Origin of the sequence: Roseateles agri, from assembly GCF_034043675.1 — a bacterium.
GTDB lineage: Bacteria > Pseudomonadota > Gammaproteobacteria > Burkholderiales > Burkholderiaceae_C > KK5.
In genome coordinates this window covers 746,959-767,155 of sequence record NZ_JAXCLA010000002.1, presented here as the reverse complement: position 1 = coordinate 767,155, position 20,197 = coordinate 746,959, and the positions used below count along the sequence as shown (strand labels likewise).

Below are 20,197 nucleotides of genomic sequence, written 5' to 3'. Positions count from 1 at the left end.
TTGCCTATGTGTCAACGCAGCAACACACCACCGCCGCGACGGCATCGGATAAATTGCCGTCATGGACCTCGACGCCTACTTCCGCCGTATCGGCACCGACGCCGCAGGCGCGCCTTCGCTGGCAACGCTTACCCGCCTGATCGAACGCCACCAGGCGACGCTCCCGTTCGAGAACATCGAGACCCTCTGCGGCCGCGTGCCGGCGCTGGATCTCGATGCGCTGCAGCGCAAGATGCTGCTCGGCCGCCGCGGCGGCTACTGCTTCGAGCAGAACACCTTGTTCATGGCGGTGCTGAGTGATCTGGGCTACGCGGTACGCGGGCTCGAAGGCCGCGTGCGCACCGGCGTGCCGGCCGAGGTGAGCACCGCGCGCACGCACATGGCGCTCGGCGTGACGATCGCCGGCAAGGACTGGCTGGTCGACGTCGGCTTCGGCGCGTTCTCGCCGCCGTATCCGCTGAGACTCGAGGTTAGTGTCAGCGATGGTGGCGGCGGCGATGCCTCGCATCGCTTCGTCACCGCGCCGCACGGCGAACTGCTGATGCAGGCCCGCAGCTTCGACGGCTGGACCGACGGTTACCTGATCATGCCCTCGCACCCGCTGCCCATCGACTACGAGATGGGCAACTGGTGGACGGCCACCTATCCGAACGCGATGCTGCGCAAGAACCTGCTGGTCTCGCGCGCCGTGGCCGACGGCGGGCGGTTGACCTTGTTCAACCGCCGGCTGACCCTGCGCCGGCCGCTGGACGGCGCGCCGCAGGAACGTGAGCTGAGGGACCGCAACGAGATCGCGGCGGTGCTGGCCGAGGACTTCAACCTCGACGTCGCGCCGCAGGATCTCGACGCGATCATGGAGCGGCCGGGGCTCCTCAGTCCTTCCGCGGCCTGATCTTGCGGCGCACCAGCAGCGCCAGGCCCACGGTGGCCGCGCCGATGATGCCCAGCATGGTCCAGAAGCCGTGGCCGTGGTCGGCGAGCGGGATGCCGCCGACGTTCATGCCGAACAGGCCCGAGATCAGGTTGATCGGCAGCGCCAGCACGGTGACCATGGTCAGCGTGAACAGCGTGCGGTTGTTTTCCTCGGCCACGCGCGCCTGAGATTCGTCCTGCATCAGCTTGATGCGCTCCTGCAGCGCCGCGATGTCGCCCAGCACCAGCGCGAACTCCTCGCTGGAGCCGTTGAGGTCCTGCAGGTCGGCGGCCTTCAGCCAGCGCGGCGGGCGCGCCAAGGTGCGCTGCAAGGCGCTGGGCTCGGGTGCGAGCAGGCGCTGCAGGCGCACCATCAGCCGGCGCAGCCGCGAGAGCTCGGTCCCGTGGCCGTCGGGGCGGCCGTCGAGCATCGCGTCCTCGATGTCGTCGACCTTGCCCGTGGCGCCGCGGACCACGCGCTGCAGCTCGTCCGCCTGGTCACGCAGCAGGTGGTCCAGCAACTCGGCGCTGGAGCGCAGCGTCTCCCCGCGCTTGACGGCGGTGCGCAGCCGGTCGATCGCACGCAGCGGCCGCGAACGGGCGCTGATCACCGCGTGCTCGCTGACGGCCAGCCACAAGGTGGCGACGTCGCTGGCATCGAAGCTGAAGTCGAAGGTGACGTCGTTGATGACGGCGAACAGGGTTTCGCCGTCGCGCTCGATGCGGGTCGAGCGCGAGCCCTCGTGCAGCGCGTCGAAGAAGTTCTCCGACAGGTTCGTGTGGGCCCGCATCCAGGCCAGCGCGCCGGCGTGGCTGAGGTTCAGGTGCAGCCAGACGAAGCCGCCCGACACAGACGGGCCGGCCAGGTCTTGCAGTGCTTGCGTGGCCGATGCGACCGGTTCCGCCGGCTGGTCCGGCGCGAAGCGGTAGCCGCAGATCAGACCGTTTTCGTCGGAGCCGTAAGTGGTGTTTCCAGAGGCCATCTGCATGGCCTCGGATTCTAGGGTCGAGCTCAGAAGAGTTTCGTGAACAGCCAGTACAGCGAGCCGCTCAGCAGCATCGCCACCGGCAAGGTCAGCACCCAGGCCATCGCCAGATTGCGCATCGTGGACCACTGCAGGCCGGACTTGTTCGCCAGCATGGTGCCGGCCACGCCGGAGGAGAGCACGTGCGTGGTGGAGACCGGCAGGCCGAGGCCGTCGGCGGCGCCGATGGTCGCCATCGCCACCAGTTCGGCGCTAGCGCCCTGGGCGTAGGTCAGGTGCGTCTTGCCGATCTTCTCGCCCACCGTCACCACGATGCGCTTCCAGCCCACCATCGTGCCCAGGCCCAGCGCGATCGCCACCGCGGCCTTCACCCACAGCGGGATGAACTTGGTGGCGTCGTCGATCAGCTTCTTGAAGGCCTTCAGGTTGGCCTTGGCATTGGCGTCCAGCTTGGCGGCGGGGTCCTTGTCGAGGAAGCGGATGGCCTCGGACGCGAGGTACATGTCGTTGCGCACGTTGGCCACCTGGTCCAGCGGCAGCTTGGACAGCACGCCGTGATCCTTGACCTGCTGGCCGATACGGTTCGCCATCGCGCTCAGCGCCGGCAGGACCTCGGGCGTCAGCGTCTTGGTGCGCACGTAGTCGCTGAGCACCTGCGGGGCCTTGTCGGCAAGGACGATGACGTCGGTGCCGGTCTTCAGCGACTGGCTGGTCGCCTGTGCCATCGCGACGAACTGGGTCATCTGGTCGGCGGGCATCGCGCGGTTCAGCGCGTAGGCCATGGGCACCGTGCCGACGAGGATCAGCATGATCAGGCCCATGCCCTTCTGTCCGTCGTTGGAGCCATGGAAGAAGGACACGCCGGTGCAGGTCAGGATCAGCAGGCCGCGGATCCACCAGGGCGGCGGCTCATTGCCCTTGGGTGCCTCGTACAGCGCCCGGTTCTTGACCAGCGTGCGCAGCACCAGCAGCAGCACGGCGGCCAGCACGAAGCCGAACACCGGCGACAGCAGCAGCGAGTAGCCGACCTTCTCGACCTGGCCCCAGTCCACGCCGCTGGTGCCATCGCGGCCGTGCATCAGCGCGTTGGCGACGCCCACGCCGATGATCGAGCCCACCATCGTGTGCGAGGACGAGGCCGGCAGGCCCAGCCACCAGGTACCCAGGTTCCACACGATGGCCGCGATCAGCAGCGCGAACACCATCGCGAAGCCGGCACCGGAGCCCACCTGCAGGATCAGTTCCACCGGCAGCAGCGAGATGATGCCGAAGGCCACCGCGCCCGTGGACGTGACCACGCCCAGGAAGTTGAAGAAGCCCGACCAGATCACCGCGAAGTTGGGGGGCAGCGAGTGCGTGTAGATCACCGTGGCGACGGCGTTGGCCGTGTCGTGGAAACCATTGACGAACTCGAAGCCCAGCGCGATCAGCAGCGCTACGCCCAGCAGGAGGTAGGGCAGCCAGGTGACGCCGGTCGGCCCGACGGCGGTGATGTCGCTCGTGATGCTGTAGCCGGCGAACAGCAGTCCGATGGCGAGCAGGCCGATGAAGATGATGGCCGTCAGCGGGCTGGTCTTGGCATCGAGCTGCGGGCGGCTGTCGTGCTGGGGCTGCTGAGGCATCTGCCCCAGCGAGGGAGCGTGGATGCTCATGTCAGTAGATCTCCGGGACGATGATTTCTTGCGGGACGGGGCGACGTGCGTAGTCGTCGTGGCGCTCGCGCTCGGGCAGCTCGATGGCGGCGTGCTCGGTGGCGTGATAGGGCATCTGGCCCAGCAGGTGGTGGATGCAGTTCAGCCGCGCCTTCTTCTTGTCGTCGGCCTGCACGACCCACCACGGCGCCTCGGCGATGTGGGTACGCTCCAGCATCACTTCCTTGGCCTTGGTGTAGTCCTCCCAGCGGCGGCGGGACTCCAGGTCCATCGGGCTCAGCTTCCACTGCTTCAGCGGATCGTGGATGCGGCCGAGGAAGCGCAGGTGCTGCTCTTCGTCGCTGATCGAGAACCAGTACTTGATCACCTGGATGCCCGAGCGCACGAGCATCTTCTCGAACTCGGGCACCGTGCGGAAGAACTCCTCGTACTGTGCGTCGTCGCAGAAGCCCATCACCCGCTCGACGCCGGCGCGGTTGTACCAGCTGCGGTCGAACAGCACGATCTCGCCGCCGGCAGGCAGGTGCGAGACATAGCGCTGGAAGTACCACTGCGTGCGCTCGCGGTCGTTCGGCGCCGGCAGCGCTGCCACGCGGCAGACGCGCGGGTTCAGCCGCTGCGTGATGCGCTTGATGACGCCGCCCTTGCCAGCCGCGTCGCGCCCCTCGAACAGGATGACGACCTTGTGTTTGGTCTGGACGACCCAGTCCTGCAGCTTGACCAGCTCGCCCTGCAGCCGGAACAGCTCGCGGAAGTACTCCTGCCGGGCCGACTTGTCCTCGCTGACGCCGCTGAAGTCCGCATCGACCAGGTCGTCACGCTCCAGCTCCAGTTCCTCGTCATAGCTGTCCGCCAGATCCGCGTGAATGCGGCGAATCAGCTCGCTGTCGTTGGCAATCAAGGTGCACTCCAGGGAATTTGAGATCAATCCCCGGAGGCTACGGACCGACTATGACGATTCGGTGACGCCGCTATCGTCGCTTACCCGCGCTGGTCAATTCAGCGACACACTGAATCCGATCGTTGCCCGGCCGTCCGCATATTCGGCGAACACCTCGCCGCGGTGCATCGCTGCCACCGCCTTGACGATGGCCAGGCCGAGGCCGTGGTTCTCGCCGCTGTTCGGGCGGGAGGTGTCGACGCGGTAGAAGCGGTCGAACAGGCGGGCCAGTTGTTCGGGGGCGATCGGGGCGCTCGGGTTGGTGATGCGCACGCGGGCGTGGTCGGCGGCCTTGACGATTTCCACGCGGATCTCGGCGCCGCCGGTCGAGTGCTGGATCGCGTTGTGCAGCAGGTTGGTCAGCGCGCGGCGGAACAGTGAGGTCTCGATCGGCGCGGTGGCGTCGCCGCGGACTTCGACCGTCATGCGGGCATCGTCCAGCAGCACGTCGAGGAACTCGACCGTCTTGCCGACCTCGTCGGCGATCGAGGCGTCGACGCGGCTGCGTGCCTTGGCGCCTTGTTCGGCGCGGGCGAGGAAGAGCATGTCGGCGACGATCGCGCGCAGCCGCTCCAGTTCTTCCAGGTTGCTCTGCAACACCTCGCGCAGCTCGCCGGCATCGCGCTCGCGGGCCAGCGTCACCTGGGTCTGGCCGATCAGGTTGGCCAGCGGCGTGCGAAGCTCGTGCGCCACGTCATCGCTGAAGGTTTCCAACTGGTGGTAAGCGGCATCGAGCCGGTCCAGCGCCTGATTGAAGGACATGCCGAGGTCGGCCAGTTCGCGTGGCAGCGAGGGCAGTTGCAGGCGCTGCGCGCGGTTGCCGGGGCCCACGCGCTGCGCATCGGCCGAGAGCCGTTCGACCGGCGCCAGGCCCAGCCGGGCGATCCACCAGCCGAGTGCGGCGGCGAGGCAGGTGCCGGTCAAGGTCAGCGCGAGCAGGGCCTTCTCGAAGGCGTGCAGCGTGCTGATGAAGGGCTGGCTGTCCACGCCGACGGCGAAGCGCACCTCGGGCCAGAGATCGTTCGCCGGCACGGTGCGGCTCTTCAGGCGCATCTTGTTGCCGGCGATGTCGACCTCGGCGCCGGGCGAGTTGTCGCGCACGAGGCCGAGCATCTGGGACACGTCGGTGCCGTACTGGAAGGCCGGGTCCTTGCTCCACATCCAGACGCGCGTGCGCGGGCCGGCCGATTCCAGCGCGTCCAGCTTCTGGCGCATGCGCTCGCCGAGCCCCGGGCTGCGGGCGTGCTCCAGCACGTAGCTGATGTCGGCGATGCGGTTGGTGATCTGGTCGTTCTGGTGCCGCGCCAGTTCACGCACCAGCACGTGGTGCAGCGCGGCGCCGATCAGCGCGAAGCCGACGATCGAGGCCAGCGCGAACATTCCCGCCAGCCGGACCGCGATGGAGTGCTTCATTCGGTCCCGGGGGCCCCGGCGCTGCGATCCTCCAGCACGTAGCCCATGCCTCGGATCGTGTGCAGCAACTCGGTGGGGAAGGGCGCGTCGAGCTTGCTGCGCAGGCGCTTGATGGCGACCTCGACAACGTTCGTGTTGCTGTCGAAGTTCATGTCCCAGACCATCTCGGCGATGACGGTCTTCGAGAGGATCTCGCCCTGGCGGCGCGCCAGCAGGGCCAGCAGCGCGAACTCCTTGGCCGTCAGGTCCAGGCGCTGGCCCTGGCGCTGGGCCTTGCGGGCGATCAGGTCGACCTGCAGATCGCCGACGCGCAGCAGCGTCGTCTCCTGTGCGCGGCCGCGGCGCGTCAGCACCTGCAGGCGGGCGAACAGCTCGAGGAAGGAGAAGGGCTTGACCAGGTAGTCGTCCGCGCCGCCCTGCAGGCCGCGCACGCGGTCTTCGACGCCGTCGCGTGCGGTCAGCATGATCACCGGCGTGTTCTTCACCGCGCGCAGCGACTTCAGCACGGCGAAGCCGTCCAGGCCGGGCAGCATCACGTCCAGCACGATCACGTCGAAGTCGTAGTGCAGCGCGAGGTGCTGCCCGTCGATGCCGTCGAAGGCAAGGTCGACCGTGCAGCCCTGCTCGCGCAGGCCCTGCTCCAGGTACTCCGCGGTCTTTCGCTCATCCTCGACGATCAGGACTCTCACTTGGCGGTGACCTCATGCTGCGGCGGATGGCCACCGTTGCCCTTGCGCGCGGCGCGCGCTTCCTTGCGCTTCACATACCAATGATGCGCGCGGTCCAGGTAGAGGTAGACGATCGGTGTCGTGAACAGCGTCAGCATCTGCGACAGGATCAGGCCGCCGACCATCGCGTAGCCAAGCGGGCGGCGCAGTTCGGAGCCGGCACCGTGGCCCAGCATCAGCGGCAGGCCCGACAGCAGTGCGCACATCGTCGTCATCATGATCGGGCGGAAGCGCAGCACGCAGGCTTCGTAGATGGCGGCCTCGGGCTCCATGCCCTTGTCTCGCTCCGCGTGCAGCGCGAAGTCCACCATCATGATGCCGTTCTTCTTGACGATGCCGATCAGCAGGATGATGCCGATCAGCGCGATCACCGAGAGGTCGTAGCCGCCGGCCATCAGGATCAGCAGCGCGCCGACGCCTGCCGAGGGCAGCGTGGAGAGAATCGTCAGCGGGTGGATGTAGCTCTCGTACAGCAGGCCCAGCACGATGTAGACAGCGATCAGCGCCGCGGCGATCAGGTAGGGCTGCGTGCGCAGCGAATCGCCGAAGGCCTGGGCCGCGCCCTGGAAGGTGCCGCTCAGCGTGGCCGGCACGCGCATCTCCTCCTGCGCCTGCTGGATCTTCTGCACCGCCTCGCCCAGCGAGGTGCCCGGACGCAGGTTGAACGAGACCGTCACCGCGGGGAATTGGCCCTGGTGGTTCACGGTCAGGTAGCCGGTACGCGAGGTGTCCACCTTGACGAAGGTCGACAGCGGCACCTGCTGGCCGGTGACCGGCGAGCTGATGTAGATCTGGTCGAACAGGCGTGCGTCGCGCTGCAGCGCCGGCGTCACTTCCAGCACCACGTTGTAGCTGTTGAGCTGCGTGAAGTACTGGGCGACCTGGCGCTGGCCGATGGCGTCGTAGATCGTCGCGTCGATCACCGCGGGCGTGATGCCGAAGGTGGAGGCGCGTTCGCGGTCGATCGTCAGGTTGGCGATCGGCGCGGCGTTCTGCTGGTCGCTGGTGACGTCGGTGAGGCCGTCCAGCGTGGCGAGCTTGGCGGTGATCTTCGGCGCCCAGGTGTTCAGCTCTTCCAGGTCGGTATCCACCAGCGTGTACTGGTACTGCGTGCGCGATTGGCGGGCACCGACGTTGATGTCCTGGCCGGCCTGCATGTACAGCGTCACGCCCGTCACCTTGGCGAGCTTGGGGCGCAGCCGGGCGATGATCTCGTCGGCGGTCGCGGTGCGGCCCTCGTCCTTGGGCCGCAGGCCCATGAAGATGTTGCCCTGGTTGAAGGTGGAGTTGCCCACGGCCACGCCGAAGCCGGTCACGTCGGGATCCTGGCGGACGATGTCGGCCAGCGCCTGCATGCGGCTGTACATCGCGACCGAGGAGATGTCCTGGCCGGCGACCGCCTGGCCGCCGATGAAGCCGGTGTCCTGCTGCGGGAAGAAGCCCTTCGGAATGACGATGAACAGGGCGACCGTGGCGGCCACCGTGGCCAGGAAGCTCATCAGCGTCAGGAACTGATGGCGCAGCACGAAGTGCAGGCCGCGCTTGTAGCCGTCGAGCAGCCAGTCGAAGCCCTTCTCGAAGGCGCCGAAGATCTTGCCGTGCGGCACGTCGTGCGTGTTGCGCAGGAAGCGCGAGCACAGCATCGGCGTCAAGGTCAGCGAGACGATCACGCTGACGGCGATGGTCAAGGTCACCGTCACCGCGAACTCGCGGAACAGCCGGCCGACGATGCCGCCCATCAGCAGCAGCGGGATGAACACGGCGACCAGCGAGACGGAGATCGACACGATGGTGAAGCCGATCTCGGCGGCGCCCTTCAGCGCCGCTTCCATCCGCGGCATGCCTTCCTCGATGTGCCGGTAGATGTTCTCCAGCATCACGATCGCGTCGTCGACGACGAAGCCGACCGCGATGGTGAGCGCCATCAGCGAGAGGTTGTCCAGGCTGTAGTTCAGCACGTACATCATCGCGGCCGTGCCCAGGATGGCCAGCGGCACGGTGATGCTGGGGATGATCGTGGCGGCCACGTCGCGCAGGAACACGAAGATCACCAGCACCACGAGGCCGATCGACAGCACCAGCGTGAACTCGACGTCCTTGACCGAGGCGCGGATCGTCTGCGTGCGGTCGATCAGCTTGTTGACGGTGACCGAGGGCGGGATCGATTCGCGCAGCTTGGGCAGCGCCGCCTCGATGCGGTCCACCGTCTCGATCACGTTGGCGCCCGGTTCCTTGGTGATGGCCAGCAGGATGGTGCGGCCGTTGGTGATCTTGGCGTCGGGGTCGGCGCCGGCGGCGCCATAGGCCCAGGCAGCCTGCTTGGAGTTCTCGGGGCCGTCGATGGCCACACCGATGTCGCGGATGCGGATCGGCGCGCCGTTCTTGTAGGCGATGACCACGTCGTTCCAGGGCTTGGCGCTCAGGATCTGGTCATTGGTGTCGACGTTGAAGGACTGGCTGGCGCCGTCGATCGTGCCGGTGGGGCTGCTGACGGTGGCGTTGGCGATCACGCCGCGCACGTCTTCCAGCGACAGGCCCAGGTTCTTCAGCCGCGCCGGGTCCACCTGCACGCGCACCGCCGGTTTCTGCTGGCCGAAGATGTTGACCAGGCCCACGCCCTCGATGCGCGAGATCTGCTGGGCCAGCACGTTGTCGGCGTAGTCGTTGACCTTGATCAGCGGCAGCACCGGCGACTGCACGGCGAAGATGACGATGGAGGTGTCCGCCGGGTTGATCTTGCGGAAGCTCGGCGGGCTCGGCAGGTTCTTGGGCAGCTGGCCGGTGGCGGCGTTGATGGCGGTCTGCACGTCCAGCGCCGCGCCGTCGATCGCGCGGTCCAGGTCGAACTGCAGCGAGATCTGCGTCTGGCCCAGCGAGCTGGTGGACGTCATCTGCGTCAGGCCCGGAATCAGCGAGAACTGACGCTCCAGCGGCTGGGCCACGTTGGCGGCCATGGTCTCGGGGCTGGCGCCGGGTAGGCGTCCGGTGACTTGGATGGTCGGGAAGTCGACCTGCGGCAGCGGCGCCACCGGCAGCAGCGGCCAGGCCGCCAGGCCGATCAGCAGCACCGCCAGCCCGAGCAGCGTGGTGCCGATGGGCCGCTTGATGAAGGTTGAGGAAATGCTCACTTCGAGGCTCCCGGTGCCGCGCCCGATGCGGCGCTCGCGGCGGCCGTGGCCGCTTCGGCGACGTGGGCGCCCGGCTGCAGGCGGTACTGGCCTTCGGTGACGACGCGGTCGCCGGCCTGCAGGCCCTTGCCGACGACGGTCTTCTCGCCGATCGTCTCGGTCACGTCCAGCGGCTGCATGCGCACCTGCTGGCCGTCGACGACGTAGGCGAAGTTGCCGTCCTGGCTGCGCTGCACGGCGGCGGTCGGGATCGTGATGGCGTTCTCCTGGTCGCCCAGCACGATGCGGGCATCGACCGACTGGCCGGGCCACAGCTTGTGCGCGGCGTTCGGGAAGTGGCCCTTCAGCGCGATGGTGCCGGTGGTGGTGTCGATCTGGTTGTTCAGCAGCACGAGGTGGCCGGTGGCGAGCACCTCGCGGCTGCCGCGGTCGATCGCCTCGACGACCAGCGCCTTGGCACCGCGCTGGCGCAGGGCGGCGTTGATCTGCTGGAAGTTCGATTCGGGCAGGCTGAACTGCACGGCAATCGGGTCGATCTGGTTGATGACCAGCAGGCCGTTGGCGTCGGCGGCGTGGACGATGTTGCCGGCGTCCACCAGGCGGGCGCCGACGCGGCCGGAGATCGGCGCGGTGATCGTCGTGTAGCTCAGCTGAACGCGCGCGGCATTGATGGTCGCGTCGTCCGTCTTGACGGTGGCGGCGAGCTGGGCGACCAGCGCCTTCTGCGTGTCGAGCTGCTGCTGGCTGGTCGCGTCTTCCTTGATCAGCTGGCCGTAGCGGGCCAGGTCGGCACGGGCGTTGGCGAGCTGGGCTTCGTCGCGGGCCTTCTGGGCCTCGGCCTGCTGCAGGGTGGCCTGGAAGCTGCGGGGGTCGATGCGGGCCAGCACCTGGCCGGCCTTGACGTCTTCACCTTCCTTGAAGCCCAGGCTGTCCAGCGCGCCGTCGACACGCGTGCGCACGGTGACCGAGGACACCGGCAGCACCGCGCCGATGCCGCTCAGCGCGATCGGCACGGTCTCGCTCTTGGCCACGGCGCTGCGCACCGGCACGGGCGGCTGCTGCGGCCGTTCCTTCTTGGTGTCGGACTTGAAGACGCCGGACGCCCACAGTGCACCGACGATCACCAGCACGGCGACGACGGGCCAGATCCAGGTCTTGCCGGCCTGAGCGGCCGCGGAGTTTTGTACGGGGGCGGACATGGGAGAACTCACGATTCGTTGACTCGGTTTACTTGTTCGATGCGGTGTGGGCGTCGGCGCCCCGCGTCGCCAGCGGCTCGGCCTGCCAGCCGCCGCCGGTGGCCTTGATCAGCGCGACGCTGGCGGCGTATTGCCGGCCGACCAGCTGCAGCGCCGTGCGCTCGTTGGTCAGCGACAGCGTCTGCGCGGTGATGACGGACAGGTAGGTGGTGGTGCCGGCGCGGTACTGGCTCAGCGCGACTCTCTCGGCCTCGCGCGAGGCGGCGACGGCGGCGTCCTGCGCCACGCGTTCCTGCGCCAGGTCGTTCAGCGCAGCGAGGTTGTCCTCGACTTCCTGGAAGCCGGCGAGCACCGTCTGGCGGTAGGTGGCCGCGGCGGCGTCGAAGGCGGCTTGCGCCTGCGCGTTCTGCGCCTTGCGGGCGCCGCCGTCGAACAGCGTGGCGGCCAGGGTGGTGCCGAGCGCCCAGACGCGACCCGGTGCGGAGAACCAGTCGCCGAAGCCGGCGCCCTGGTAGCCGCCGCTGGCGCCCAGGCTGATGTTCGGGTACCAGGCGGATTGGGCAACGCCGATGTTGGCATTGGCCGCGGCCACGCGGGCCTCGGCGCCGGCGACGTCGGGGCGGCGCTCCAGCAGCGCGGACGGGACCAACTCGGGCACTGCGGGAATGGCGAGGCTCGGTTCGGCTGGGGCCAGCGCGAAGTTTGCCGGCGTCTTGCCGAGCAGCACGGCCAGCGCGTGCTCGAGCTGGCGGCGGGTCAGGTCGACGTCGATCGCCTGCGCCTCGGCGCCGGAGAGCGTCGCCTGGGCCAGCGCGACGTCGGAGCGGGTGTTGGTGCCGGCGCGGAACTGGGCCTGCGTGATCGAGAGCGACTTGCGGTAGCCCTCCAGCGTGCGGGCGTACAGGGCCTTCTGCTGGTCGGCGAGGCGCAGCTGCACGTAGTTGTTGACGACGGCCGCCTGCACGACGAGCCGCGCCGCGGCGAGATCCGCCGCGCTGGCCTGTGCGCTGGCGCCGGCGGCTTCCACCTGGCGGCTGACGCGGCCCCACAGGTCGGGCTCCCAGGCCGCCTGCAGTGCCCAGGCGTGGCTGTTGCCGAGCGAGCTCTTGCCGTTGCTGATCGCACGGCCACGGGTGACCGAGGCGTCGACGCCGACGGTGGGATACCAGGCCGCCTGCGCGCCCTGGACGAGCGCCTGGGCCTGGGCGTACTGGGCCTGGGCTGCGGCGAGCGTCTGGTTGGCCTTGTTGGCTTCATCGACGAGGCCGTTCAGCACAGGATCGCCGAAGGCGGTCCACCAGGCGCCGGCTTCGATGGCGGCACCGCCGCCGGCCTGGCGCCAGGGACCGTCTTCCTTGAGGGCCAAGGTGGCGCCGGGCGGCGGGGCGGGGCGGACGTAGTCGGGGCCGACGGCGCATGCGCTGAGCACCAGCGTTAGCAGCAGCACGGCGGACGGCAGGGAGGGCGAATGGGGTCGCATGGGCAGTGAAGCAGGAATGTGAGCGGACTGTAGGAAGCGGGCCTAGACGCCACGCTGTCTGTTGAATGACAAGATTGTCAGTTTCACGCCAGACGATGCGGCGCGCCATACTGCGCGATTCCAAAATGGAGGAGTTCCATGAAGCAATGGATTGCAGGTGCCGCGGTCGCCGTGATGTCCGTTCTGGCCTGCCAGGCGGCCGAGCCGGATGCGGCGCTGCGAACGGCGGTTGCGGGTGCCCAGCGCACGCCCGAGAACGTGGCGCGGGATGGCTGGCGGCATCCGGTCGAGACACTGGGGTTCTTCGGCATCCGGCCGGACCAGACGGTGGTCGAACTGGTGCCCGGCGGCGGCTGGTACACGGAGATCCTGGCGCCCTACCTGCGCGACCATGGCCGGCTCGTTGTCGCCGGCTCCGATCCGAAGAGCGCCGGCGGCCAGCGCCAGCAGCAGCGCTTCGATGCCAACCCGGCCGTCTACGGCCGCGTTCAGGTGGGCATGCTGGATGCGAAGAACGGCCGTTTCGATTTCGGCCCGCCCGGTAGCGCGGACCTGGTGCTGACCTTCCGCAACACGCACAACTGGGTGGACCTGGGCGAGGCGCAGACGCGCGCCGTCTATCAAGCGGCTTTCGACGCACTTAAATCAGGCGGCGTGCTCGGTGTGACCGATCACCGGCTGCCCGAGTCGCGACCGCAGGACGCGCATGCCAGTACCGGCTACCTGCACCAGAGCTTCGTGGTGAAGATGGCCGAGAGCGTCGGTTTCCGCCTGGCGGGCAGCAGCGAGATCAATGCGAACCCGAAGGACGATGCCGACCATGAGGGCGGCGTCTGGGCGCTGCCGCCGACCTATGAGAACAAGGACAAGGACCGCGCGAAGTACCAGGCGATCGGCGAGAGCGACCGGATGACCCTGAAGTTCGTCAAGCCATGAGCCCGAACATCGCCGTGATCGGCCCCGGCCGCTTGGGCCGGACCCTGGCACTGGTGCTGGCGGCGCAGGGTGAGACGATCTGCGCCGTGGGTGCGCGGACGCAGCCGCCTGAGGTCCTGGCCGTGCGCATCGGCGGGCCCTGTCTTGCGACAAGTCCGGAGGCGGCCGTCGAATGCGCGGATCTGGTGTTCCTGACGGTGCCTGACGATGCGATCGCGCCGCTGGCGGCGGCGCTGCCCTGGCGCACAGGGCAGGCGGTGGTGCATTGCAGCGGCGCGACCGAGCTGGCGGCCCTGGCGCCGGCCAAGGCTGCGGGCGCGCGCGTCGGCGGCTTCCATCCGCTGCAGATCTTCTCTGACCCCGAGCGGGCGCTGGCGCTGTTGCCGGGCAGCGCGGTGGCATTGGAGGCGGAGGATGCCGCGCTGGCCAGCGAACTGCGCCGGTTGGCCGGATTGCTGGGCATGAAGCCGCTGACGCTGCAGCCCGGCACGCGCGCGGCGTATCACGGTGCGGCCAGCTTCGCGGCGAGCTTCCTGCTGTCGATGCTGGATGAGGCGGCGCAGGTCTGGGGGGCTATCGGCCTGCCGCAAGACCTGGCCCTGCAGGCGCTGCTGCCGCTGGCGCGTGGCACGCTGGGCGCCGCCGAGGCGCGCGGCCTGGCGGGCGCGCAGGCCGGGCCGATCTCGCGCGGCGACGCGGGCGTGGTGGCCGCGCATCTGAAGGCGTTCGATGCGCTGGGCGGCGCGCATGGCGCCTTCTATCGTGAGCTGTCGCGGCGACAGCTCACGCTGGCACGGGCGAGCGGTCGTCTCGAAGAGGCAAGCCTGCAAAGGCTGGAGCGACTGCTGGATTGACCCCTGCCGGGTAGGGGCAAAAAAAAGCCCGAGATCTTGCAATCTCGGGCTGAATCCACCATTGAGGCGGTGGAGGAGACAAACGGTGCGCTACGAAGATCTTGGGGATTGCCAAGCAAGCTGAAGATCTGTTGCAACGCTTGGATCCAATTCTAACGCTTGCTATGCTGCGCCGCAATAATTTCTGCTCAAAAAGATGTGGAGTAATTGCTCCCACGAGCAAAAAACAAGGAGTCTTTGACGATGGAATGCACGATCAACTGGATGGGCGCTGCTCAGGGCATGAGCTTCGTGGCCGAGACTGGCAGCGGCCACCTGCTGACGATGGATGGCGCGCCGGACGGTGGCGGGCGCGACCTGGCGCCGCGCCCGATGGAGACGGTGCTGGCCGGCACGGGCGGCTGCACGGCCTATGACGTGGTGTTGATCCTGAAGCGCGGCCGCCACGACGTGCGCGGCTGCCAGGTGAGCCTGAAGGCGGACCGGGCCGACACCGAACCCAAGGTGTTCACCGCGATCCATATGCACTTCACGGTCACCGGACGCGGGTTGAAGCAGGAGGTGGTCGAGCGGGCGGTCGCGCTGTCGCACGAGAAATACTGCTCGGCCAGCATCATGCTGGCCAAGACCGCGAAGATCACGACCTCGGTGGAGATCGTCGAGGTCTAAATATGGTGGGCCGTCAGCGTCATCACCCGGGCGGCCATTCGCATCAGGCCCTTGACCGGCGCAGGCAACAGTTGAGCGCCTGCGGCCAAGGCCTCGTCGGCGTGCCGGGCTTCGTCGTCGCGCATGCGTTCGACGATGGCTCGCGAGGCGAGGTCAGCTTCCGGCAGGCGATCCAGATGGCTGGCGAGGTGCTGTTCGACCTGTCGTTCTGTCTCGACGACGAAGCCGAGGCTGATGCGATCGCCGGCCAAGCCTGCGAGGCTGCCGAGCGCGAAGGCGCCGCCATACCAGAGCGGGTTGAGCCAGCTGGTGTGGGTGCCGAGTTCGTGCACGCGCTGGCTGGTCCAGGCGAGGTGGTCGAGTTCCTCGCGCGCCGCGTGTTCGAAATGAGACTGCAGTGCCGGGCTGCGGCTGACGAGCGCCTGGGACTGATAAAGTGCCTGCGCGCAAACTTCGCCGACGTGATTGACTCGCATCAGGGCACCGGCAAGTTGGCGCTCGTCAGTTGACAGCGGCGAGGCTGGGGTCGGTGCCGTGGGTGTCGGGATCGAGGACCTGGGCGTAGCGAACACCGTGCGCAATCCCTCGTCCAAACTGGAAAGCAGGCGGTCTCGAGCAGAAAGTTGCGAACGGTGCGACATTAGAGCGCTTGGAAGAACGGGACTCGTGCAATTCGGCGGGGCAGTCTACCCGGGCTCCAAGTGCTGCCTTTTGCTCACATTGCCTTCCCGGCAATATGTCTGTTTTGTGAGCCTAGGCTGATGTTGTTCATCGACAACGTATTTTCAAAATTTATCTATTCGGAACTTCCCTAGGGGATGTGTCGTCTGGTGCAATGCAGCGACTTCCACTGGGAGGTTTGCCCAAGACGTCTTGCTAAGCCTTGTTCAGAGGTGTTCGCAAACAGGGCTTCGTTGAATTTTTAGGAGTAACTAATGAAAAAATCTATCGTTGCATTGGCTGTGCTGAGCTCGGTGGCTGGTATGGCTTCCGCTCAATCGTCGGTCACCCTGTTCGGTGTGATTGACCTCGCGACCCGCTACACGAAGTCCAATGGCGAGTCCAAGATGAACCTGTCCAAGGACGGCCTCGCAAGCAGCCGTTTGGGCGTTCGCGGTGTTGAAGACCTCGGCGGCGGCCTGAAGGCTGGCTTCTGGCTGGAAGGCGGCCTGAACGCCGACACCGGCGCAGCTGGCGCCAACGTCGGTTCGACCGGCGCGGCCAAGACCACGACCTCCACGTTCTGGAACCGTCGCTCGACCGTGAGCCTGTCGGGTGATTTCGGTGAAGTCCGCCTGGGCCGTGACAAGACCGCTACCCAGTTGCTGATGGACGATTTCGATCCGTACGGCGACGTGGGCCAAGGCGCCATGTACAACACGTACTCGGTGCTGGGCAGCGAAAACGGCCAAGCCTTCGGTGACTCGACCCAGAACCGCAACAACAACCAGATCATCTACATCGCTCCGGGCAACCTGGGTGGTTTTTATGGTCAGTTGAACGTTGCCGCCGGCGAAGGTGCTGGCGTTGCTGGTGCTGGCGGTCAAAAGCAAGTCAGCGGTCGTGTCGGATACAAGCTGGACGCCCTGCACGTTGCTGGTGGCCTGAACCAAACCACGATCGATGGCGCCCCCGAGAAGCTGAAGCTGGGCACGATCGCCGGTTCGTATGATTTCGGCATGGTCAAGCCGGCCGTCATCTACACGCAAGTCAAGTACGGCTCGCTGAAGCAAGACAACTGGACGATCGCCGCCACGGCACCGGTCGGCCCGGGCCTGATTCTGGCTTCGTACACGAACAGCAAGTTCAACGACACCGCTCGCGTGGCTGGCCTGGGCGACAAGGCTGACCACTACTCGGTCGGCTACGTGTACAACCTGTCCAAGCGCACCGCCCTGTACGGCAACGTGAGCGAGATCAAGAACAAGGGTGCTTCTGCCTTTGCTCTGGCTGACGCTTACAACCCGGTCAAGAATGGTTCGTCGGGCAGCGTCGACGTCGGTATCAAGCACGCCTTCTGATCGACGACGCAGCTTCGCTGCATCGCGAGGCCGCCTTCGGGCGGCCTTTTTGCTTTCTGTCTGCTGAGTCACCTGAGCGACAGGGTTAGCTCTTGTTGGTTGATGGCAACAAATCGTCACTGGTTTCGGGATGTTCCATGAGAATGCGCTGTCGTTCCCCATATCCCTAAAAGCAGGAGACATCGATGAAAAAAGCAACTCTGGTCCTGGGTTTGCTGGCCGCAAGTACGAGCGCCGCATGGGCTCAGTCCAGCGTGACCATGTATGGCATCGTCGACGCGGCTGCGCGCTATTCCAGCAATGCCAACCCTGGCGGAGCGAAGAAGCAGCTGTCCAACAGCGGCATGTCGCAAAGCCGACTGGGGATCAACATCAATGAAGACATGGGTGGCGGCCTGCGTGCGATCGCCAACCTGGAACACCGTCTCTCTCTTGACACCGGCACCACGGCGGCCTCCTCGCCGGCGGGTGTTTTCTGGTTCCAGTCCTGGGTGGGTCTTGCATCGAACGATTTCGGCATCGTCACCTTGGGTCGCCAGTACAACATCCTGTTCGACCTGAACGCCTCGACCTTCTCGTCCTACAAGTACTCCACCTACATTGATCAGTACAAGCCGGAACTGGGCATGACGCTGAACAATCGTCAGGACAATATGGTGAAGTACAAGTTCATCGCGGGCCCGATCACTGGAGAACTGCAGGTGAGTGCCGGCGAAAACAGTGCAGTGGACAAGTCGGCTGGCGGTGCGCTCAAGTATTCCGACGGCGCTTGGGCGTTTGGCGGTGGCTACCTTGAAACGGAAGGTGCGACGGCGGCGACCTCTGCTGGCAAGAAGGTCAAGGGCACAATGTTGGGTGGTGCGTACTCGTCCGGCCCGATCTACATCAACCTGTCCTGGATGAAGAACAAGTTCGACGCCGGTGCGAACGTCCTGGCGGCTACCTATGCCGCCGGCTTCCTCAATGGACAGTCGATGGGTCCCCTGTACACGGGTGCCGCCGTGCCGCTGACTTCCTCCCAGTCGCGCGACATGATCATGTTCGGTGGCACCTACCAGCTGACGACGCAGATCAACCTGGGCGCCGAGTACTACCACATGGAGCACAAGGTCGACCAGACCGGCGCCAAGTACAAGTCTGACTACCTCTCCTTCGTCGCCGACTACGCGTTCTCGAAGCGCACCGATGCTTACTTCGAGGCTGATCGCACGAACCTGAAGAACGGGGAGACCTATCTGACGACCGGCTACACCCGTCGCTACAACGCGATGCTCGGCCTGCGCCACCGCTTCTGATCATCAGCGTTTCGCGACGAGCCAAACCGAAACGGGCCGCCTCGCGGCCCGTTTTTCTTTTCGTGTGCCAAGGCCGCATAAACTGGGCTCAATGCTCGTCTTCATCCTCCGCCGTCTTGTCCAGGCTCTGATCGTGATGCTCGCGGTGGCTTTCATCGCGTTCATGCTGTTCCAGTACGTCGGCGACCCGGTGAGCAATATGCTGGGGCAGGACGCGACGCCCGAGCAACGCACCGAACTACGCCGGCAATTGGGCCTCGACGCGTCCTTCCCGGTCCAATTCGCGCATTTCGTCGCTAACGCGGTTCAGGGCGATTTCGGGCTCAGCCTGCGCCAGGGGCGGCAGGTGTCGAGCCTGATCGTCGAGCGTTTTCCGGCCACGCTGGAGTTGTCGCTCGTCGCTGCGGTGATCGCCCTGTGCGCCGGCATTCCCTTGGGGGTCTATGCCGCGCTGCGACGAGGCCGCTTCGGTGCGCAATTGCTGATGATGCTGTCGCTGCTGGGCGTGTCGCTGCCGACCTTCCTGATCGGCATCCTGCTGATCCTCGTCTTCGCGGTCATGTTGAAGTGGTTGCCGAGCTTTGGCCGCGGCGACGTCGTGTCCTTCGGTTCCTGGACCACAGGCCTGTTGACGGCCGATGGCCTGCGCCACTTGCTGCTACCCGCCGTCACGCTCGCCGTGTTCCAGCTGACCCTGATCATGCGTCTCGTGCGTGCCGAGATGCTGGAGGTCTTGCGCACGGACTACATCAAGTTCGCCCGCGCCCGAGGGCTCAGCGACCGTGCCATCTACTTCGGGCATGCGCTGAAGAACACGCTGGTGCCCGTGATCACCATCACCGGCCTGCAACTCGGTTCGCTGATTGCCTTTTCCATCATCACCGAGACAGTCTTCCAATGGCCTGGCATGGGCCTGCTGTTCATCCAGGCCGTGCAGTTCGCGGACATCCCGGTGATGGCCGCCTACCTGTGCCTGATCTCGCTGATCTTCGTCGCCATCAATCTGGCGGTGGATCTTCTCTATTTCAGCGTCGACCCGCGGCTGCGGGCGGAAGGCAAGGCGCACTGACGATGGCTGGCTTGCTCACCCGCTTTTTCGATGGCGACGTCTGGCACTCGTTCCGCTCCTCGCCAGTGGCGATCGCCGCGGCGCTCATCGCGCTGGCCTGTCTCTTCTGCGCCTGCTTCGCGGAATGGGTGGCGCCGCACAACCCGTTCGACCTGGCCTCGCTGGAGTTGATGGACGCACGGTTGCCGCCAGCGTGGGTGGAGGGCGGGAGCAGTAAGTACCTGCTTGGCACCGACGATCAGGGCCGCGACATCCTCTCCGCGCTGATGTACGGCGCGCGGATCTCGCTGCTGGTGGGCTTCGCGTCGGTGCTGCTGTCGATGCTGCTGGGCGTCGGCCTGGGTCTGCTGGCCGGCTTCGTCGGTGGCAAGGTCGATGCCTTCATCATGCGCATCTGTGACGTGATGCTGTCCTTCCCGTCGATCCTGATCGCGCTGCTGATCGATGGCGTCGGCCGCGCGCTGTATCCGGACGCGCATGACGTGCTGGCCTTTCTGGTGCTGATCCTGGCGATCTCGCTGTCCGGCTGGGTGCAGTACGCGCGCACGGTGCGCGGCTCCACGCTGGTGGAGCGCAACCGCGAGTACGTGCAGGCCGCACGCGTGATCGGCGTTCGTCCGCTGCGCATCATGCGGCGCCATGTGCTGCCCAACGTGCTCGGGCCGGTGCTGGTGCTGGCGACGCTGCAGGTCGCAGCGGCGATCATCACGGAGGCCACGCTGTCCTTCCTTGGCGTTGGCGTGCCACCGACGAGCCCCTCACTGGGCACGCTGATTCGCGTCGGCAACGATTTCCTGTTCTCCGGCGAATGGTGGATCACGATCTGGCCCAGCGTGATGCTGGTGCTCATTGCGCTGAGCGTGAACCTGCTGGGCGACTGGCTGCGCGACGCGCTGAATCCGCGGCTGCGCTGAA

General features: G+C 66.6%; 17 protein-coding genes. 8 read left to right on the top strand and 9 right to left on the bottom strand.

Features of this window, described 5'->3' with window-relative positions; genetic code table 11:
* The first annotated feature begins 61 nt into the window (after positions 1-61).
* Positions 62-892 (top strand): arylamine N-acetyltransferase family protein, encoded by an 831-nt coding sequence (locus SNE35_RS07630; protein ID WP_320422260.1) that lies wholly within the window; start codon positions 62-64, stop codon positions 890-892.
* Here SNE35_RS07630 and SNE35_RS07625 read toward each other — a convergent pair.
* From SNE35_RS07625 to SNE35_RS07590, 8 genes are all read right to left on the bottom strand, one after another.
* Positions 873-1,901 carry a transporter gene (locus tag SNE35_RS07625; protein WP_320422259.1) on the bottom strand — a complete coding sequence of 343 codons (1,029 nt, stop codon included), beginning with the start codon at positions 1,899-1,901 and terminating at the stop codon, positions 873-875. The two genes, SNE35_RS07630 and SNE35_RS07625, sit on opposite strands and share 20 nt — an antisense overlap.
* A gap of 23 nt (positions 1,902-1,924) precedes the next feature.
* Complete coding sequence (locus SNE35_RS07620) at positions 1,925-3,520, bottom strand: inorganic phosphate transporter (protein WP_431312723.1); 1,596 nt, start codon at positions 3,518-3,520, stop codon at positions 1,925-1,927.
* A gap of 31 nt (positions 3,521-3,551) precedes the next feature.
* Positions 3,552-4,451 (bottom strand): polyphosphate kinase 2, encoded by a 900-nt coding sequence (ppk2, locus tag SNE35_RS07615; RefSeq protein ID WP_320422257.1) that lies wholly within the window; start codon positions 4,449-4,451, stop codon positions 3,552-3,554.
* A gap of 93 nt (positions 4,452-4,544) precedes the next feature.
* Positions 4,545-5,903, bottom strand: a complete 1,359-nt coding sequence (locus SNE35_RS07610; protein WP_320422256.1) for a heavy metal sensor histidine kinase — start codon at positions 5,901-5,903, stop codon at positions 4,545-4,547.
* On the bottom strand, positions 5,900-6,592 hold the full coding sequence (locus SNE35_RS07605; RefSeq protein ID WP_320422255.1) for a heavy metal response regulator transcription factor: 693 nt from the start codon (positions 6,590-6,592) through the stop codon (positions 5,900-5,902). Before SNE35_RS07605 ends, SNE35_RS07610 begins: the two co-directional genes overlap by 4 nt.
* Entirely contained in the window at positions 6,589-9,759 is a 3,171-nt protein-coding gene (locus SNE35_RS07600; protein WP_320422254.1) for an efflux RND transporter permease subunit, read from the bottom strand. Before SNE35_RS07600 ends, SNE35_RS07605 begins: the two co-directional genes overlap by 4 nt.
* Positions 9,756-10,958, bottom strand: a complete 1,203-nt coding sequence (locus SNE35_RS07595) for an efflux RND transporter periplasmic adaptor subunit (protein ID WP_320422253.1) — start codon at positions 10,956-10,958, stop codon at positions 9,756-9,758. Before SNE35_RS07595 ends, SNE35_RS07600 begins: the two co-directional genes overlap by 4 nt.
* Before the next feature lie 28 nt (positions 10,959-10,986).
* The gene (locus SNE35_RS07590; RefSeq protein WP_320422252.1) at positions 10,987-12,438 is read right to left on the bottom strand and encodes an efflux transporter outer membrane subunit; all 1,452 of its coding nucleotides are present in this window, start codon (positions 12,436-12,438) and stop codon (positions 10,987-10,989) included.
* Positions 12,439-12,576: 138 nt separating this feature from the next.
* On the opposite strand from SNE35_RS07590, the gene SNE35_RS07585 reads away from it, so the two are divergent.
* From SNE35_RS07585 to SNE35_RS07575, 3 genes are all read left to right on the top strand, one after another.
* Positions 12,577-13,374 (top strand): class I SAM-dependent methyltransferase, encoded by a 798-nt coding sequence (locus SNE35_RS07585; protein WP_320422251.1) that lies wholly within the window; start codon positions 12,577-12,579, stop codon positions 13,372-13,374.
* On the top strand, positions 13,371-14,228 hold the full coding sequence (locus tag SNE35_RS07580; protein ID WP_320422250.1) for a DUF2520 domain-containing protein: 858 nt from the start codon (positions 13,371-13,373) through the stop codon (positions 14,226-14,228). The genes SNE35_RS07585 and SNE35_RS07580 overlap by 4 nt, the downstream gene beginning before the upstream one ends.
* A 243-nt stretch (positions 14,229-14,471) precedes the next feature.
* The gene (locus tag SNE35_RS07575; protein WP_320422249.1) at positions 14,472-14,897 is read left to right on the top strand and encodes an OsmC family protein; all 426 of its coding nucleotides are present in this window, start codon (positions 14,472-14,474) and stop codon (positions 14,895-14,897) included.
* Here the strand turns inward: SNE35_RS07575 and coq7 are convergent.
* Entirely contained in the window at positions 14,894-15,538 is a 645-nt protein-coding gene (gene coq7 / locus SNE35_RS07570; RefSeq protein WP_320422248.1) for a 2-polyprenyl-3-methyl-6-methoxy-1,4-benzoquinone monooxygenase, read from the bottom strand. The two genes, SNE35_RS07575 and coq7, sit on opposite strands and share 4 nt — an antisense overlap.
* A 294-nt stretch (positions 15,539-15,832) precedes the next feature.
* Between coq7 and SNE35_RS07565 the strand changes: the two genes are divergently transcribed.
* The 4 genes from SNE35_RS07565 (at position 15,833) to SNE35_RS07550 (ending at position 20,196) form a co-directional block, all read left to right on the top strand.
* Complete coding sequence (locus tag SNE35_RS07565; RefSeq protein WP_320422247.1) at positions 15,833-16,918, top strand: porin; 1,086 nt, start codon at positions 15,833-15,835, stop codon at positions 16,916-16,918.
* Positions 16,919-17,103: 185 nt separating this feature from the next.
* The gene (locus SNE35_RS07560; protein WP_320422246.1) at positions 17,104-18,213 is read left to right on the top strand and encodes a porin; all 1,110 of its coding nucleotides are present in this window, start codon (positions 17,104-17,106) and stop codon (positions 18,211-18,213) included.
* A gap of 91 nt (positions 18,214-18,304) precedes the next feature.
* Positions 18,305-19,282 carry an ABC transporter permease gene (locus SNE35_RS07555; RefSeq protein ID WP_320422245.1) on the top strand — a complete coding sequence of 326 codons (978 nt, stop codon included), beginning with the start codon at positions 18,305-18,307 and terminating at the stop codon, positions 19,280-19,282.
* Between the two features lie 2 nt (positions 19,283-19,284).
* The gene (locus tag SNE35_RS07550) at positions 19,285-20,196 is read left to right on the top strand and encodes an ABC transporter permease (RefSeq protein WP_320422244.1); all 912 of its coding nucleotides are present in this window, start codon (positions 19,285-19,287) and stop codon (positions 20,194-20,196) included.
* Position 20,197: the final 1 nt, after the last annotated feature.